General features: G+C 66.8%; 11 protein-coding genes. 5 read left to right on the plus strand and 6 right to left on the minus strand.

The genetic code is table 11. The features are described from left to right. Positions 1-550 precede the first annotated feature (550 nt). A complete protein-coding gene (locus tag I6A60_RS37675) occupies positions 551-2047 on the plus strand; it encodes a tannase/feruloyl esterase family alpha/beta hydrolase (protein WP_203042521.1) in 1497 nt (498 codons plus the stop codon). Positions 2048-2198: 151 nt separating this feature from the next. Here the strand turns inward: I6A60_RS37675 and I6A60_RS37680 are convergent, their stop codons facing one another. The 4 genes from I6A60_RS37680 to I6A60_RS37695 all read right to left on the minus strand — a co-directional run bounded on the left by I6A60_RS37680 (position 2199) and on the right by I6A60_RS37695 (position 6642). Then, a complete protein-coding gene (locus I6A60_RS37680; protein WP_203025161.1) occupies positions 2199-3266 on the minus strand; it encodes an integrase core domain-containing protein in 1068 nt (355 codons plus the stop codon). A gap of 210 nt (positions 3267-3476) precedes the next feature. Next, positions 3477-4583: a TIR domain-containing protein gene (locus tag I6A60_RS37685; protein WP_203025160.1), complete on the minus strand. Its 1107-nt coding sequence runs from the start codon at positions 4581-4583 to the stop codon at positions 3477-3479. 29 nt (positions 4584-4612) lie between these two features. Further along, positions 4613-5629: a hypothetical protein gene (locus I6A60_RS37690; protein WP_203025159.1), complete on the minus strand. Its 1017-nt coding sequence runs from the start codon at positions 5627-5629 to the stop codon at positions 4613-4615. Continuing rightward, positions 5626-6642 carry a toll/interleukin-1 receptor domain-containing protein gene (locus I6A60_RS37695; RefSeq protein WP_203025158.1) on the minus strand — a complete coding sequence of 339 codons (1017 nt, stop codon included), beginning with the start codon at positions 6640-6642 and terminating at the stop codon, positions 5626-5628. The genes I6A60_RS37690 and I6A60_RS37695 overlap by 4 nt, the downstream gene beginning before the upstream one ends. An 878-nt stretch (positions 6643-7520) precedes the next feature. Between I6A60_RS37695 and I6A60_RS37700 the strand changes: the two genes are divergently transcribed. The 3 genes from I6A60_RS37700 to I6A60_RS37710 all read left to right on the plus strand — a co-directional run bounded on the left by I6A60_RS37700 (position 7521) and on the right by I6A60_RS37710 (position 13379). Then, complete coding sequence (locus I6A60_RS37700) at positions 7521-8456, plus strand: hypothetical protein (RefSeq protein WP_203025157.1); 936 nt, start codon at positions 7521-7523, stop codon at positions 8454-8456. Then, complete coding sequence (gene fxsT, locus I6A60_RS37705) at positions 8453-12310, plus strand: FxSxx-COOH system tetratricopeptide repeat protein (protein WP_203025156.1); 3858 nt, start codon at positions 8453-8455, stop codon at positions 12308-12310. The genes I6A60_RS37700 and fxsT overlap by 4 nt, the downstream gene beginning before the upstream one ends. 115 nt (positions 12311-12425) lie before the next feature. Continuing rightward, positions 12426-13379: a hypothetical protein gene (locus I6A60_RS37710; protein WP_203025155.1), complete on the plus strand. Its 954-nt coding sequence runs from the start codon at positions 12426-12428 to the stop codon at positions 13377-13379. On the opposite strand, the gene I6A60_RS37715 is transcribed toward I6A60_RS37710, so the two are convergent. Next, positions 13353-14408 (minus strand): HEXXH motif-containing putative peptide modification protein, encoded by a 1056-nt coding sequence (locus I6A60_RS37715; RefSeq protein ID WP_238437068.1) that lies wholly within the window; start codon positions 14406-14408, stop codon positions 13353-13355. The genes I6A60_RS37710 and I6A60_RS37715 overlap by 27 nt on opposite strands. Before the next feature lie 377 nt (positions 14409-14785). Further along, complete coding sequence (locus I6A60_RS37720) at positions 14786-15079, minus strand: hypothetical protein (protein WP_203025153.1); 294 nt, start codon at positions 15077-15079, stop codon at positions 14786-14788. Positions 15080-16086: 1007 nt separating this feature from the next. Here I6A60_RS37720 and I6A60_RS37725 point away from each other — a divergent pair. Then, complete coding sequence (locus tag I6A60_RS37725; RefSeq protein WP_203025152.1) at positions 16087-16635, plus strand: hypothetical protein; 549 nt, start codon at positions 16087-16089, stop codon at positions 16633-16635. Positions 16636-16924 lie beyond the last annotated feature (289 nt).

Genomic DNA, 16924 nt, shown 5'->3' on the forward strand with positions numbered 1-16924 from the left:
GACGCTGCGGGGACAGACCCGCCACGCCCGCCGCAGGGGCCGGGGGCCGCACCGCAGGCCCCACCGACGCCAACCCGTTCGATCCTGGCGCAGCCCTGAACGCCCACACGACGCCCAACCTGGGCCGTTGGGGGACGGGCCCGCCCGACGGCACGCGGAACTGCGAGCGCGGCGGCCCTGCCCGGAGTCCGCATGTGGCGAGGTCGATCGTGTCCGGTGAATTCGGACCCGGAATGACGTGCGAGTGAGCGCTCATGAACTGTAGATTCCCGGCGGACGGACTTGGTCGTCGGTTCAGTCGGTTGATTTGCGGATGGCAGTGGAAGGAACCGTCGTGATCTTTGTTGGCGTCAAGCCACGCCGCCGGGCGTGGTTACGTGGGGGCCGGGTGCTGGTGGGAGCCGCCCTGGGGCTGGTCCTGGCGAGTTGCGCGGGCGGGTCGGCCGGTCACCCCGAAGGTTCCGCCTCCGCTCGGCCGGTGGTGTCTGGGGCGATCCGACCGGTTTTGGCCTGCGGGGCGTTGGCCGGTTCGGGTCCGTCGGCTCAACGGTTGCTGGGTCTGTCGGGGGCATCGACGCGGATCACGTCGGCGGTGGTCGTCGCGGCGGCCGGTTCGGCTCCGGCGTACTGCTCCGTCAAGGGCTTCGTCGCCCCGCGAGTCGACTTCGAGCTGAAGCTGCCGGTGGCCACGTGGCAGGGCCGGTATCTGCAGGAGGGCTGCGGTGGCCTGTGCGGGTTCGTTATCCCGACCTCCTTCCCGGCCTGTGATGCCCAGCTCGGCGGGGATTTCGCGCTGGCTGCGACGGACGACGGCCACGCGACCTCGAATCCGTTCAGCGCGGAGTGGGCGGCAGGCGACGAGCAGGCACGGGTCGATCTCGGCTATCGCGGCGTGCATGTGGTGGCGGTCGCCGCGAAAGAAATCATGAGCCTGTACTACGGACGACCCCCGATCTATTCCTATTTCAACGGCTGCTCGGATGGCGGGCGTGAGGCGCTCGTCGAGGTCCAGCGCTATCCGCATGATTTCAACGGAGTGATCGCGGGTGCGCCGGCGGCCTATTTTCCGTTCCTGCCCGCCGAAGCGACCGCGTGGGTGGCGCGTGCCAACACTGACCCGACCGGGGCGCCGATCCTCACCGCCGCGAAGTTGCCCGCGCTGCACGCCGCGGTGCTCGCGGCCTGCGACAGCCTCGACGGGCTTGTCGACGGCCAGATCGACGACCCGCGCGCCTGTCACTTCGACCCGACGTCGATGCGGTGCCCGGACGGCACCGATCGGCCTGACTGCCTGACCCAGGCCCAGGTGACGGCCGTGCGGACGATCTACTCCCCGCCTGTCGACACTGCGGGGCAGCTGCTCTACCCGGGCGGGGAGGAACCCGGATCGGAAGCGTCCTGGGCCGGCCCACCCATCCCCTGGATCAACGCCGCACCAGGCGGGACGGGCCTCGCTGCCAGCACCGCGGACGGCTACCTGCGTTATGTTGCGTTTCCCGCTGGACAGCCGGGTGTCGCACTGTCGGACTGGAGCTTCACCGCCGCCGGTTTCCACTCGCTGCTGGCCGAGGCGGGCATTGTCGACGCGCTCGATCCGGACCTGCGGGCGTTCCGGGCGGCCGGCGGCAAACTGATCATGTATCACGGCTGGGCGGACGCCCTCATTCCGCCTGAGGGAACAGTCGCCTACTACCAGGCCGTCCAGGACCACATGGGTGGACTAGCCGCCACGACGACCTTCGCGCGCCTGTTCATGTTCCCCGGCATGTTCCACTGCGGTGGAGGCGGCCCCAGCACCGACACCTCCGACCTCATCCACCAACTCGTCACCTGGACCGAGCACGGGACAGCGCCCACCCAGGCGATCGCCACCCAAACCGACACCAACGGGCACATCGTCCGGACCCGGCCGGTCTACCCCTATCCCACCGTTGCCCGCTACACCGGCACCGGCAGCACCAACGACGCGGCCAACTTCGTCCCGACGACTCCCACCACCCGGCCCGACGACCACATCCACTGGCTCGGCGAAAACCTCCTCCACTGAGCCGGAAGCCCGCCCGAAGAACGGCCACAGCGTTCACCCAGACGGCGAACTCACCCACCCACACGATGACGATCATCCAGGGGCAGGGGGCCACAACCTGTAGCGTGCCAAAACTCAATTCGGGGGCGTGACCTGCGGTTTCGCTGTTGGATCAGGCAGCGCGGTGGTACTCGTTGATGACGCCTCCGAGGACCTTGCGGCGGCGAATCGGGCCGTCGAGGGGTGCCACGGCGGCCGGGTCGTCGTTCGGCGGGCGCTGGTCTCGCCCCTGGTGGGGACGATGATCGTTGAAGTGGCGGGCGTACTCGTCGAGCACGGCGGTGGCGTGGCGTTCGCCGTAGAGAAGGATTCGGTCGGTGCACTCCTGGCGGACTGAGCGGATGAACCGCTCCGCGTAGCAGTTCGCCCGCGGCGTCTGCGGCGGAGTCTTCACGACCCGGATGCCTTCGGAGACGAACACGTCGTCGAAGGCCCGGGGATACTTTGCGTCACGGTCGCGGATCAGGAACCGGAACGTGCCGAGGCGTCCCTCGAGGTCCATGAGCAGGTGGCGTGCCTGTTGGGTGACCCAGGCTCCGGTCGGGTGGGCGGTCACGCCGAGAATGTGGACGCGGCGCGTCTGGATCTCCATCACGAACAGCACGTACAGCCGGCGCAGAGTGATCGTGTCCACGTGGAAGAAGTCGGTGGCCAGCAGTCCGCTGGCTTGGGCTCGTAGGAAGGTGCGCCAGGCAGTGTCGGCCTGGCGACGTGGGGCGGGGCCGCCGAGGCCTGTACCGGCGAGGATCCGACGTACCGTGCCGGCGCCGATCTGATATCCCTGGCCGAAGAGCTCTCCTTGGATGCGGCGATGACCCCAGGTGGGGTTGTCCCGGGCGAGGCGGATCACCGGCGCCCGCAGCTCGTCGTTCACTGGCGGGCGGCCCATCCGATGCGGGTAGGTCCACCGTCGGCGGACCAGGCGGCGATGCGACGCCAGCAACGTCGCCGGGGTCACCAGGCGGTGTGATCGGACCTCCTGGGGCAACAGTCGGGCCACTGCGGCCAGGACCGCGCGGTCCGGCCAGGTGAACCGGGGCCGCCCGACCTGACGGCGTAAGACCGCGACCTCGTGGCGCAGCATCAGCAGTTCCGCCGTCCTCGCCGCGTCGCTGCGCATCAGCAGGACCAGACAGCCGAACACCCGCACCGTGACCAAATACGCCATCCGCACCACCATGAGCTACGATCATGCACCACCGTCGCTGACAGCGAAGTCGCAGATCAACGGCCCGAAATCGAGTTGTGGCACGGTACAGGTTCCGACCACTAGATCGCCGGATCAGGGCCATGAGACCAAAACTCGGGCACGTCAGTCCCCCGGGCAGGCCGGGGCCGTTCAGCAGTGAATACTCGCCCAACGATGAGAGTCGACTTGGGCGCAGGCCGCTCACCAATTGTCGATGAGATCGTCGGCGACGGCGCGAACACCCGGCAGAATAGGATTACCGGGTGTGACGCGCGCCAAGCTGTCGATCATAGCCTGCAGCAGTTGCGGCCCCAGCTGCCGCGTGGCCAATTCCACGAGGCCGGACAGCACCACGTGCCGGTAGGCGGAGGCGATCCGCGGCAGCTGCTGACCCGAAAGCCGCTCGGTGATTTGCAGCCAGCGCTCCAGGCCGGCAGGCTCCGTGAGCACATCGACGGACTCGATCAGTTCGACCAGACGCCCGATCGCCTCGTCCCGCGCTTGTGCCGCCGCGCGGTCGACTGGCGGCAGGTCCTTCGCGCGCCCGTCCGAAGCGGCGCTCAGCCGTTCGCCGGCGGAGAGCGCCGCCGACCAGTCGGTCTCGACTTGGCTTGATTCTGCCGGCAGCTTGTCCGCAGGAATGTGCCGATCAGACTGCGGCCACTGTGTAGCAGGTGACGCCTGCTGTCCAAAGGACGGGGAAAGCACGGCTGCACGCTCCGGCGCTAGCACAAGCAAATCTGCCTCCGCCGCATCGAGAACGAGATCCGCGAGCGCGATGATCAGGTCGTCATAATTCGCCGGGCGTTGTCTCATCAAGTCGACGAGACACAGCCCCTCATATATCTCGTCCAGGTATGACGCCGTCAGCTGAAGCTGACGGACTGGCCTAGGCAGGCTGTCGGGGAACGGCCCGCGCTGGCGCAGCCAGGGAACCGTGAGGACTGGAGGGCGCGGCAGGCCAGCGGCCTCGGCGAGGCGGGCCCGCTCGGCGAAGACCGCCCACTCGCGACCGCACCATGGGCGAGTGAAGTAGGCGTCGGTGAGCAGCGCAACCATGACCTTGGCCGTGCAGAGCGCCATGAGTAAGTCAGGCTTGAAGGGCTGACCGACTGACAGGTGTGACTCGCCGAGAAAGCCCCACGGTTTGGGCGTTCCGGTGAACCGTAGGCGTACCTCTCGCTCGAGGTCGTGGTGAAACCGCTTCACGAGCGCGTTATCTGCGTCCCGGGCGACGTGACTGGTGAAGAAGGTCGGCGGTCCCTGGCCGGTCTCCCGCCCCCGCCCCCAGGCGTCACCGCGGTCCACATGGCCTCCTTATGGCCGTCACGCGATCGTTACCAGGTCTGGCGGAGACGGTCTGCCGCTGCCCTGATGGCAGGCAGGTTCTGGTCACCGTCCGCGAGTTCCGCGAGGGTTGTGATCATGGTGTCCAACAGTTCGGGTCCAGACTGCTGGACCGCTAGTTCGAGGAGCGTCCCCAGAACGACTTTCCGATAGGAGGAGGTGGAGCGCGGGAGCTGCCGTCTAAGCCGACGTTCTACTTGTTTCAGCCACAGTTCCAGAGCCTGAGGCTCGCTAAGTTGTTCGACCCGGTAGAGCAGCTCAGCGAGGCTCGCCAGCGCCTCATCACGCATGTGTTTCGCCGTCACGCCACTCGTCGGGCCCGCTGCGGGCGGGCTCCCTGCCGGCCGCAGCCCCAGCAGCTGGACGCAGGCATCCGGCGTCGCCTGACCGGAAAGTACGAGATGCGCCACCGTCCAGATAGCGGCCGTGTGGCCCTCCGTCAGCCTGGCCAGCTCTGCCAGCTGTTCTACCGGGATGATCTGCGCGACGCTGTGCAGCAGGTATTCGGTGCTCCACGGGTCGAGTGGGCCCAGCAGGACCTGTCCCTCGCCGTCGGGACCCGCGACCTGGCGGATCAGGAGGAGATGCCGGCGCTGGTGGTCCGACAGGCTCGCAGGCAACGCGTCGAGCGCGTCGAGCCGGTCCGCGATCATGAGAACGCGTGAGTCGCGGCCGAGGCTCGCGGCGCGTATCCGCGCCTCGAACTCGTCTCGTTCTTCCAACAACGGCCGAGCGTCACGCTGGCCGAACATCCAGACGGCGTCGTAGTGAAGGTGGTACCGGTAGGCGTACTCGATGGCCGTCTGGGTCCTGCCGAACACCACTTGGCCAGCGGGTCCACACACGACGGCTCGGCGACGTGCGCGCAGCAGCTCGGCGACCCGCTCGATGGCGTCGTCCTGACCCACGAACAGGACATTGCGGACGGGCAGGTTCCACACCGGGGGCAGGTCATCTGGGTCCCGGTCGGTGATCGGCCATTCCGCCTGGCAATCCACAGCGGTCAACAGACGGCGATCGCCGCGTCCACCAACATCGCGGCCCGGGTGGCGGTCGCCTCGCTGATGTCTACGCCGGGCAGCCCACGCAGCTCCACCGGGATCGCGGCCCGATCGATCTTCACCCCGAGCATCGTAGCGGACGCGCCCTGACCGTCGGTCAGGATCCTCATCCAATCCAGCCGCTCTCCCGGGAGCGTCGCCGCATAGCTCCGGGACAGCAAGGCCACGACGAGTCCCGCCCGCGTCCGCGTCTCTTCAAGGACCCCGGTCGTCGTGGTGGCGTCGCCATTGGGCAGGCGCTCGAGCGTGACTGCCCGGAACCGCGGGGCCAGCTGCTTGTGAGCCCAGTCAGCCCAGCTTCGGTCCGGGCCCGCATAGCTGATGACCACTGTGACAGGCAGCGGCTGCATATTCGGTGCGGCAACCGCGCCCGGACGCCGGGGCACCGGCGGCTGCTCCGATGGTGCCGGCACACCGAACGCGGGCTCGATCGAGCTGGTCCGAGAAGTGGGCAATTCCGGCGGGCGGTAGCTATATGCGTCCAACAGCGTCGCCGCGAGCAGGTCGACGAGATCGCCATAGTTCTTTTCCCGCCTTAGCAGCAACCCGCGCATGCCCCACATCGCATATTTGTCCGCGTATACGGGGGGCTCCCAACGGGGTATGGCCTTGACTGACGCCGGTAGCACCTCCGTCATCGGGCGCCACAGCACGGGGATCAACGCAGCCTGAGTGCCCCTTGCCATGCCCACTGCTGCCCGCTCCATAAACGTGGCCCAATCCAGGCCACAACGCGCGTCCCGCGCATAGGCATCGCAGAGCAGGGCCACCAGCACGGGGGTCGTCGCGGCCGTGGGAGCCTGTGAGCTCAGGCCTCCTACCTGCGGCGATGTCCCCAGCGCACCGACGACTAGCCCTCCGGCGCGCATGCGCAGACAGCGTTCGAGGTCGGCGTGAAACCGGGGGACGCCGACGTCGCCAGTTCCGCGCGAATAGCTGATCGAGAAGTAATAACGCACCTGTTCCCCCGCAGCCAAATGCTGAGCCGACCAGCCTCACCCTGAGCGATCGTGACGCCCAGACCATACCGCTACCTGGTCCGCCGGGCGCAATGCCCACCATGGCCGGTGACCTGCACTTTCGGGAGGAGAGGGCGACTTCGAGTCCAAAATTCTGGGCAAGTTGGGGTCAAGGAAGGGCCCAGGTGGCCCTCAGTGCGCTACGATGACTCCGCTCATGGCATTCCTTGCGGTCGCACGACCGCCGAGCCGGGCCAGCGGGCCGGACTAGGGCCGCCACCGCGGAGCCTCAGACGGGGGGATGAGGTGATGGGCTTGGGCTGCTTCTACCAGCCCGACGCCGGGCGGAAAGCTCCGCTCGCATCCCCGCCTGCGCTCCGTCCACACCATTCCGGACAGCTGCCGGCGACCCACTCCCCCCCAAGGCCCCGGGAATCTGTGGGCAGCCGGAGGGCCGGGGGTTGACTTATACGGTTTTCATCAGCTATGCATCGGACGGGGATACGGCGGTTACCCGCTCGTTTGTCAGCGATCTCCGAACAGCATTCCGGAGCCAGGCCCACGGCATCCCTTCCGCCGTCGACACAGTCTTTGCGCCGCAGGCCCAACAAGGCGACATCGGCTGGTCCACTGTGGCCCTCACCTGCGACATATTCGTCGCACTATATTCTCACGCATATTTCTCGAGTATCCGATGCGGCGCGGAATGGTCTATCGTCGGCGAGCGCTGCCGCTGGTATAGGCGGCGCACGGGAGCGGATCCTGCAGCACTGGTAGGAATACCGTGGGGAATTCACTCCCAACAGATACCGGCGGCAGTGCAGTTGGCAAGTAGCCTGCCACCGTCGATCGCTGGCGCCGGGGGTGGACCCGGCGGGGTGCGTGGCCTTGCTCACGATGATGACCAGGCCGGGCGTTATCGCGCGGTTGTCCGCGAAGTGGCCCGTCTGATGGTCGACGGGATGCGCACGGCCCTCCCCACGATGACCGAGGCTGACATCGCTCACGTGCCGATGCACGCCGCCTTCGGCGCCGCCGGCGCCGCCACCCGGCCCATCGATCCCGCGCACAGACGGTCCACACCGCCGGATACGCCCGGGGTTGCGCTGCCGAGTCTGCCGCCGCCGGACGCCCGCCGGTCCGTGCCCGCACGCGGCATCGGCCGCGTGGGGGTGGTCGTCGGTGCGGCCGCGGCGGCGGACCAGCCAGCCGAAAGGACCGCGCGGCAGTTCTACGGCGCCGAGGCGACCGACTGGCGCCCTTTCTTTCCGCTGATCGAACAGACCGCATATTCGACGGCCCGAGCCGCGCTGCAGGCGGCGGCAATCCATGACGTCATTGCCTACCGGCCCGGGAGCCGGCTCGGCGCCGAGCTTGCCTCGGCGCGCGACGAGCAGCGCGTTTTGGTGATTCTACTGGACCTGTGGCTGGTCCGGTCTACTCAGCACGAGGGTACGGTCCGTGCGATAGCCGCAGAGCTGGGCGATCACAGCCCGGTCTCCGCGCTGCTTGTCGCCTTCGGTACCGCAGACCCAGAAACGAGATCACATCTGGATGTTCTAAGATCGGAGCTGGCACAACACCTGACCGCCGGGGGGACGATCACGGACATACACTGGCTCGAGGTCGACAGCCACGCCGAGCTGGCGGCTTCCGTGGTACCAGCAGCGATTCGGGCTCAGAACGCGTTGATCGGCCTCCCTCGAGCGGACTGGCCGACGGTCGCGCCATCCCCGGACGCCGACGCCCCCCGACCCTCGGGCAAACCGGTGCTACGTCGACGACGACTACCTGGCCTGGAGCATAGTAAGTGACCGAGAACGGCCGTATTGTCACCTTCTATTCATTCAAGGGCGGCGTCGGTCGCACGATGTCGGTCGCTAACGTGGCCTGGATTCTCGCCAGTGCAGGGAAGAACGTGCTCGTCGCCGACTGGGACCTCGAGTCGCCGGGGCTGAACCGTTACCTTCACCCGCTCATGTTCGATCCCGAGCTTGCCGAGTACGACGGCGTCATCGACATGGTTCGCGGGTATGCGCTCCAGCCGCCCCCCGGGATGAAGCCGGACGCATGGCGCCGCCAGTGCACCGATCTGACGGAGCGGGTGCAGCGGCTCGAGATGCCGGAGCAGGACTGGGGGACCATCGACTTCCTCGGCCCGGGCCGCCAGCACGACGGGTACGAACCCGCCGTCGCCACGATGCGGTGGACCGAGTTCTTCGACAACTACGAAGGCCGCGCCTTCTTTGCGGACCTGCGGGCCGCCATGCTAGCCGGCGACTACGACTACATTCTCATAGACAGCAGGACCGGCCTGAGCGACAATGCGAGTGTCTGTACCAAACTGCTCCCGGACACGGTCGTAGTCGGGTTCACCATGAGCACTCAGGCGATCAACGGTGGCGCGGGGGTCGCGTTCGACATCGATGCCGAACGGGACGGACGTGAGATCCGTGTCCTGCCCGTTCCCATGCGGGTGGAGGGGAACGAGCTCGAGAAGCTCGTGGAAAGCCGAAAATACGCTCGGGCCGCGTTCGGCGAGCTGCCCCGAGGGCTTGACAAGGCCGCTCGCACGGAGTACTGGGATGCCGTCGAGATTCCCTATCGGCCCTATTACGCCTTCGAGGAGGTGCTCGCCGCCATCGCCGAAGCACCAGGACAGGCGAACGCACCGCTAACCGCGTACGAGCGGCTGACCGGGTACATCACGGGCGGCGCGGTCCAGCGGTACCGGCCGATCAGTGAGGCGAAACGGCTCGACCTGCTCGCCAAGTACGAGCGTAAAGCGCCCGTGCGGACGTCGTCTGTGGTAATCGCTGCGGCGCCGCGGGCGCGGATGTGGGCGCAGTGGGTGCGGGACGAGGCCAGCCGGGTGAACGTCTTGGTCAAGGACCTGCCTACCGACCCGGATATCGGCGAGTTGCTGGCCGACTCGGATGTGGTAGTCGTCCCGCTCACGCAGGATCTGCTTGACCCGCCCTGGGAATCCGCGCTGAGCAAGGTGATCGGTCATCGCTTCGACCGGGTCACGGGCCGTGTCCCCGGGGTCGTCGCGATCCCGGTCGAGCATTTCGACCTCCCGGAGAACATTGCTGTTCTCGACAAGCTCCACCTTGAGGGAGCGAGCGCCGACGAGGCGCGCCGACGTCTCTTCGACCGGCTGGGCCTGAGCTGGGAAGGCATACGAAGGCCCAGTCTCGCAGACACAGGCACCCGGTTCCCATGCCTCGTGCCAGGCGCGACGAACATCAGCGATGCGAGCCCGCGCTTCGTCGGTCGCAGCGACTACCTGGACCGCATGCGCACCCACCTGGGCTGGGAGCCGAGCTCGCCGCTGTTGCTGTACGGGCCGCGTGGCTTCGGCAAGTCCGCGATCGCACGCGAGTTTGTGCACCGGTTCGGCGCGGACTACGACATCATCTGGCGAATCCCGGCGTATAGCCGCGATGAGGTGCGCGCCCGCCTCCTGCAGCTGCGGGCGGAACTCGGCCGGATGAACCTTGCGACCCCGCTGCAGACCGGCGACGGAGTGGACGGGCTCCTCGGTGGCCTGCACAGAGGCGACGTGCGGGGCCGGTGGCTGCTGATCTATGACGAGGCTATCAGTCCAAGCGTGGTCGCGGAGCTGCTGCCCGCGCCGTCCCGCCGGGGCCACATTCTGATCACCTCGTCCGGCGACGGTACTGGCTGGCCTGACGATGTGGTTTCTCTGCCGGTCGAGGAGATGAATCAGACCGAGGCACTCGGTCTACTGTCCACCTGGGCAGCGGTCGACCCGACGACGGTCAGTGAGCTGATCGATCGGCTCGGAACGGTGCCCGAGGTGCTGGAGCGCGCGGCCCGCTGGATAGCCGGCTCGGGAGTACCCGCCGCCGACGCCGCTCGCGAATTCATGGCCAGCTTCGAGCAGCAGCTCGATTCGGTGGCGCAGGCCGCTGACGCGTCGGCAGTCGCCCCCGCCGGTGTGATCGCGGCTTGGTCGCTCGCGCTCGAGCAGGCCAGCCCGGCCGCCCGGCTGTTATTGGAGCTCTGTGCTTACCTGTCTCCAGATGGCGTGTCAATGGATGTGTTGCAGTCCGCGCCCATGATCGACTATCTCGCCACACAGAGCGACGTCGTGAGACTGCGCCGCTCAGTGTCGCCGGTGCTAGGTGAGCTCAACCGAAATCGGTTGAGCCGGGTGGCGGACGACACCGACCGCCAGATCAGCCTACCCCGGCTGGTCTACATGATGATGCGTAAACGTACCGAGGCCGGCGGCCTGGCCGCCGAGCGTCAGACAAAGATCACCGAGGTGCTCGCCTCGTACGTGCCGGCCTGGAGCCCGAGCCCCACCGACCGGGACGACGAACGCTACGCCGAATTGCAGCGCCACCTGCCGCACTGCGGCGTCATTGACAGTGACACGCGCGACGCCCGCCGGTGGCTGGTGCAGCAATCTTCTTACCTGCTGCGGACCGGGCGGCCGCACGAGGTTCTGAGCCTCGCCCAGCCGCTGATTACAAAGTGGCCCGAGCGCGACGACCTCCGCCTCTGGCTCGGCCACTATGTCGGCAACGCGCTGCGCGCCCTGTCGCGGACGCAGGAGGCCGCCGCTCTCGGCAAGCAGATCTACGACCTTCAGGTCGAAGTCCTGGGCCGGGAGCATCTCGATACTCTCCGGACGGCGACCACCCGGGCCTCAGACATGCGGCAGGCCGGACGCCTGCAGCAAGCGCTGGAGATCGATCAGAAGGCGTACGAATCGTTCCGGACGCTTCTGGGTGACGACGACATCATGACCCTGGCGGCGGCAAGAAACCTCGCCCACTCGCAATTTCTGGCGGGTGATCCGCAGGCAGCCTATCATCGCGCCAGGGAAACATGGTGGCAACTACGGCATGTGACCGGAATGAAGAACCCGCAGACCTGGTCTGCGGCACTGTCCCTCGCCTCCCGGTACAACCAACTTGGGCTCACGGATGAGGCAGTGCCCCTCCTGCAAGGAGCTGTCCAATACTTCAGCAAGACTGGCGACTCACTACAGCTTAACTTCGCCGACCGGCTTCTCGGCATCGCCAACCGGTTGCAGGGTGAGCTGACATTCGCGCGCAGCCAGCACACGCAGGCACTGGCCAGGTACGTCGAGGACGACCGTGCCGGTCCCGACCATCCCGCGACCATGGCGTGCGAGATGAGCCTGGCGATTGACCGCCATCTCCTGGGGCAGACATCGACCGGCCAGACGGCGGGCGAAGTGCTGCTCGCCCGTTACCGGTCCAGCTTCGCCGGCATGAACGGCGAGACTCATCCATTTGTGTACCTGTGCCAGGCCAATGTCTCGGTGTTCGTGCGTGGGCGGGACCCGGCCGAGGCGCTGCGGCTGAGCACCGCGGCCTACCGGGGACTGAGCACCAACGACCAGGTCGGACCCAGCCATCATTTCACTCTCGCGGTGGCAGTGTGCCATGCGAACAACCTCATCGCGGACGGCCAGACTGCTGCAGCGTTCGCGGTGGATCAGGCCTCCTACTCCGCTTTCGACCGTTTCTATGGGCAGACTTATCCCGATACTCTCATCGCGGCCCGCAATCTGGCCGACAGCCAGCTCCGGGACGCACGAGTGGAGGCTCCGGACGACACCCATCCAGCCCGCGAGGACATCCTCACCGAAATACCGCTGCCATGAAAGAACGCGTATCACACGGGGGAAACTAATGAGAGCGTCCAGGACGCCCGAGCCACCAGGACCGAGAGTATTAAGCTACTGGATAGACGGCTCCGGTTCCGCGGCCGAAAACCGGATGAACGATTTGGTCGAGCTCTGTCGATCACAGGTCGGAACCAACCTGCTCCATCACGTCGGCCACTTCGTTGACGGCGAGGCTACGTTCTCGGTCGACGCTTTCGACGACGGCACACTCCTTGCCGGCCTCGCGGACCCGCCGCTTGACGTGGACCGGCTGCGGCATGACCTGATCACACTTGGCCGGCGCCTCAATTACGAGCTGGCCGAGATGACCAGGGTGCTCACGGCGGCACGCACCGGCCGCCTGACCAGAACGATCCTCGAGCTCAAGGACGCCGGGGTCTACTGGTACTGGATTCAGGGCAACGAGTATTTTGTCGGCTTGGCGCTGGGCAAGGACCGAGTAGTTCCGGCTGACGCCGCGATGGCGACGATAGCCGAGAAAACCATCGAGTACGACGGCCTAGCACCTCGGAGCTACGGCGAACTCGTCGAGCATCCCGCGCCCGCGGACGCTCCTACGCCGGACACCGGTCCGCAACGCGAACGACGCTCGCTGCGCGCGCCCGACAGCGTGAGGCCCGTCGTCTCCCGCTGCATGGCGGAACTCGATCTCGCTGACCTGCACTTCGTGGGACATTTCGACCAGGGCAGCTGGCAGTTCTCCGTAGACGTTCTGGACGGGCTCGCGCCCGTCGTGTTCGGTGGCCTGAGCTCGATGCACTGTCGCACGCAGTACGAGCGCACCGGACAGCTGCTACAGTCTGTCGCGGGTCAGCTTGACTGGCTCATGACGACGACGGCCGGTCAGAGCCCGGGACGGCCAGAGCGGCTGGTGCTCGATGTCGAGTCAGGTGCGTTCTACTTTCATATGCTGGGCGGCGGCCGGCAGCTGCTCGGCGTGACCCTTTTCCAGACCAGGGTCTCTGAGGCTGCGCAGCGGATGACCCGCCTCGCCCGTAATCTACGTGTCAACGGCGGCTCAGCTGGCAAGTCCGCCGTGGCGTGACGTCCAGTCCATCAGGTGCTGAGCAGCGGAGTGTAGCGCCGCGGCGGCAACGTCGCCGTCGACAGCCACCGTCTGCCAAACCTTCATGGTCGAGCGCATACCCCCGAGGAAGCGCCGACCGAGCGGCGTAACGGCCTTTGATGCTGCCAGAACGTCGAGTACTAGGTTGACACTGCCTCGCCACCTGACAATCTCGGCCGCCGCGCGACGCCTTATCTCAGGGTCGCGCGACGCCGTAAGTGAACCCCAGAACTCGACGAGGCCGAGAAATGCGTAAGCGCCCTGCAGCAATCCGGTGAGAGGTCGGGGATCGGGCCGCCAAGGCGCGTAGTAACACGCCTGCCGGTCCGTCGCCGGCTCGATCAGCTCCACCACGTGCAGCAGCGCGTACAGTTTCGCGTGCTGGACCTCGTGGACCAGCGCGGCCGCGGCCGTCATCGGATCCGGTGGACGGGTCATGGCGACAGCCCCGAACGCGTCGCCCGATGTCGCGGAGACATGCGCCGTCCGGCACGCCGCCCGCAGCGGCACGATCGTCGTCAGAGTCGCCGCGACCACTGCGGCCCGATCGGGGTCGCGTTCGACCAGCAGGCGCCACCCCCGGCCCAGCACCACCGACCATTCGCGGAACCCAACGGGTGTCAGACCATCGGACCCGGCGAAGGAATCGAGGCCGATCGATCCCGGATCCGTCTGAAGCGCGACGGCGAGCGTCTGGTCCGCCGCTCCGAGGCGGAGCCAGACTGGTGCGCGCAACGGAGACGAGTCACAGTCGTCGGGCCAGATTGTCGCTTCACCCCCCGCTGCCAGCTTGACCGTCCGATCGCCGACGCGGAGCGTCGCTGGCCGTTCGGTCACCGTCGCCGACAGCGCGCGTGTCCCGGTCTGTACGCCGACGAATAGGTCGCCGAGAACGGGCAGCCGTAGCCAGCCGTCGACGCTCGGACGGACCGGTAGCGTCACGGGCTCACCGGCTTGCGCCGCCGCCGCGACCGCAATCACGCAGAGATGGTGCAGGTCGGCCTCCATCGCCACGCTCGCTCGAGCACCCTCGTTCCTGCATCGCAATACCTGCCGTAGGCATCGCGTCACCCACCCACCCACCTCGGGCCGCATTAGAACCGCGACGACTCGGTCACGGCGCCGTCGCGTAGCAGCCGCTAGGACACGGTAGGCCTCAGTGACGAGGCCGGGGAGCAAAGGGTCGGAGAAGCGGGCCGCAGGCAGGCCGCGAGTTACCTCTACTACCGTCTGCACGAGGAGGAGACGACGACTGAGCTCCGTCGACCACAGCAGGCGGACTGTTTCGAGGTCGCCCCGGCCTGCGGCGAGTGCGTCGAAGTCTTCGAAGCCGATCCTGTGCATGCGCAGGGGCGACATCGAGTGACCTGTTCTCATCCCAACGCTCACCTTGCTTGGTTGGCAGACGGCTGGGACGACTGATGATCAGGCGGATTCACAGAGGACCCCCGTTCGCCGTCTGGTACCAAGGGTGGCAGCCACGGAAGTCCTTCGTACTGCGCCACGGCCAGCTCATGCAAAAGCGCGTCCTCTATCAGCGCCTTTCGGTTGCTCACCACCGCAGGCTCGTCAATGCCTGGAAGAAGCTCCAGATCGACGCCAGTGATGTCGGCCAGTCCAGTCTCGATGGACTGCCCGTCTTCGTCTGGATGAGAGACATACACAATATTGTCCGTCACGGCCTCACACCCCCGTCGTGCAGCGGCCTGCCCTGGTAGCACAGGGTCTTCGTACGTTCCTCTCGTCGATCGACGAGGCTCGCGGGCGGAACCTTGACGCCCTGGCCGGCGAACGCCCAGCGTTGCTGACCCGCCGCAGGCCTATCCAGCTCACCTTGATGCTGGTCCTGGCGGGGCCCGTTGCCAGGGCCTGATCTCGTGACAGACCCGGTGGGTAAGCCGGCGTTGAGTCGCTTCGCGCGGCCGCCGAGCAGTGCTTCGGTGGCGCCGGGGCGGGGCCGAGGTCCATGAATGCACCTCGCGACGCGTGGAGGGGGAATGCATCTTCCTCCATCCGATGGGTCGGATGCCGGCCCGGTGGGCTACGAGATTACGCCGCCACCCGTCACTGATCGTGATGATAGCAGCGCCGCAGAGAAAGCGCAGCCACTCCATTATGATCGTTAAACCCTGGGCTGTCCCATGTGGGGAAGCAGCCGGCGGGGCCTGAACGCGCGCAGCTACTGACTCCAGGCTCGAACGGGCGTGTGGCCGTCGCTAGAATCGGCATGCACGCAGGTCACGGCTCTCGACGCCGCTCCACATAGGCCACCCTGTCCGCAGCCGCCACATGAGCGGTTTCACATTCAAGCTGGTCACGTGTGGCGCGGCCGCTATTTCCGCAGCGACGTCCACCCGCGGCGACCTCGCCCGCATGACCGTGTCCGGCGCGCCGGTGGCCACCTACGCCACGGAGGCGCGTCACCGGATGCGGGACCTACTAGGCCGGCAGGCCAACGGCCTCCGATCGTAGCTTCACCGCGGCATACTAGGATGACCAGCGAATGCACTGAATGGTCGGACGCTGGCGACGCACGCCGAGCCGCTACTCTTCTAGGTACCTTGCCCGCACCGCCCAGCGAGCCGTCGGTGGCCGTTCGGGCCGCAGCGGTCCAGTGGTGTGTGCCGCCGTAATGACAGCCGCCCGCCGGGCGGCCTGGTAAGTTGACGAGTTCGGGAAGCTGGGTATGGCCGCCGCCGTTTTCACCGCAACCGCCAGCCTAGTTATCGCGTTGGCTGGCTTCTATCTCAACCAGCGCAGCACTCTTCTCATGAGTCGCCAACAGGCACGACTGGGTCGGGTCAATGCGCAGATACAGGAGCTCTACGGGCCTCTGCTAGCGTTGTCTGATGTCAATGAGACGCTATGGGAAGCTCTCCGCTCGGATGGGCTTCCGTCCCAACGGGAACGCCACTCGGCGACATTGAACGAGCAGGACCAGCGCGAATGGGACCGGTGGAGGCGGCTCGCCTTCATGCCCACGAACCGCCAGATGAAAGATCTGATCATTAACCGGGCGGATCTCATTGTCGAGGGAGCGGTCCCAGCACCCCTCTTACAGTTCTGCGCGCATGTCACCGCCGAGGAGGTGCTTCTCAGTGACGATGGCGCGCCCGCGTCCGGCCGGGCCCTGGTCGGGCACCCTGGCGCTGCGTTCGTGGACTACATTCACGACACCTTCACTACACTCAAGGCGCAGCAAGGTGCACTGGTCAACCGGATTGGGTCCGACTAGCTAATGCCGTAGCCGAGTATTGCTCACCCGATTTCGGTCGGCGTGGTGGACGCGTTTCGCAGCGCGACCGGGATGATCCGCTGATGGCGGAGCGGGTACGGGTCCCTGACATCGACCCGGATGAGGGGCAGTGGTTGTTGCGGGATCGTCCGACGGTCCTTGGGGTCGGTGATGCCACCTCACCACCTCCGACCTGGCGATCGAGATGCCCACCGGTAGATGTCAAGTCAAATGAGACAGTGGATCTTCGCTTGGTTGGCTTTGGGCTGGCTGGTTGATCCACACAGTG

Source organism: Frankia sp. AgB1.9 (genome assembly GCF_016786355.1).
GTDB lineage: Bacteria > Actinomycetota > Actinomycetes > Frankiales > Frankiaceae > Pseudofrankia.

Bases quoted from the DNA above. Each gene is read 5' to 3' on its own strand.
- I6A60_RS37680 (WP_203025161.1), bottom strand. From the start codon at position 3,266: ATGGTGGTGCGGATGGCGTATTTGGTCACGGTGCGGGTGTTCGGCTGT.
- I6A60_RS37710 (WP_203025155.1), top strand. From the start codon at position 12,426: ATGAACGATTTGGTCGAGCTCTGTCGATCACAGGTCGGAACCAACCTG.
- I6A60_RS37715 (WP_238437068.1), bottom strand. From the start codon at position 14,408: ATGGAGGCCGACCTGCACCATCTCTGCGTGATTGCGGTCGCGGCGGCG.
- I6A60_RS37725 (WP_203025152.1), top strand. From the start codon at position 16,087: ATGGCCGCCGCCGTTTTCACCGCAACCGCCAGCCTAGTTATCGCGTTG.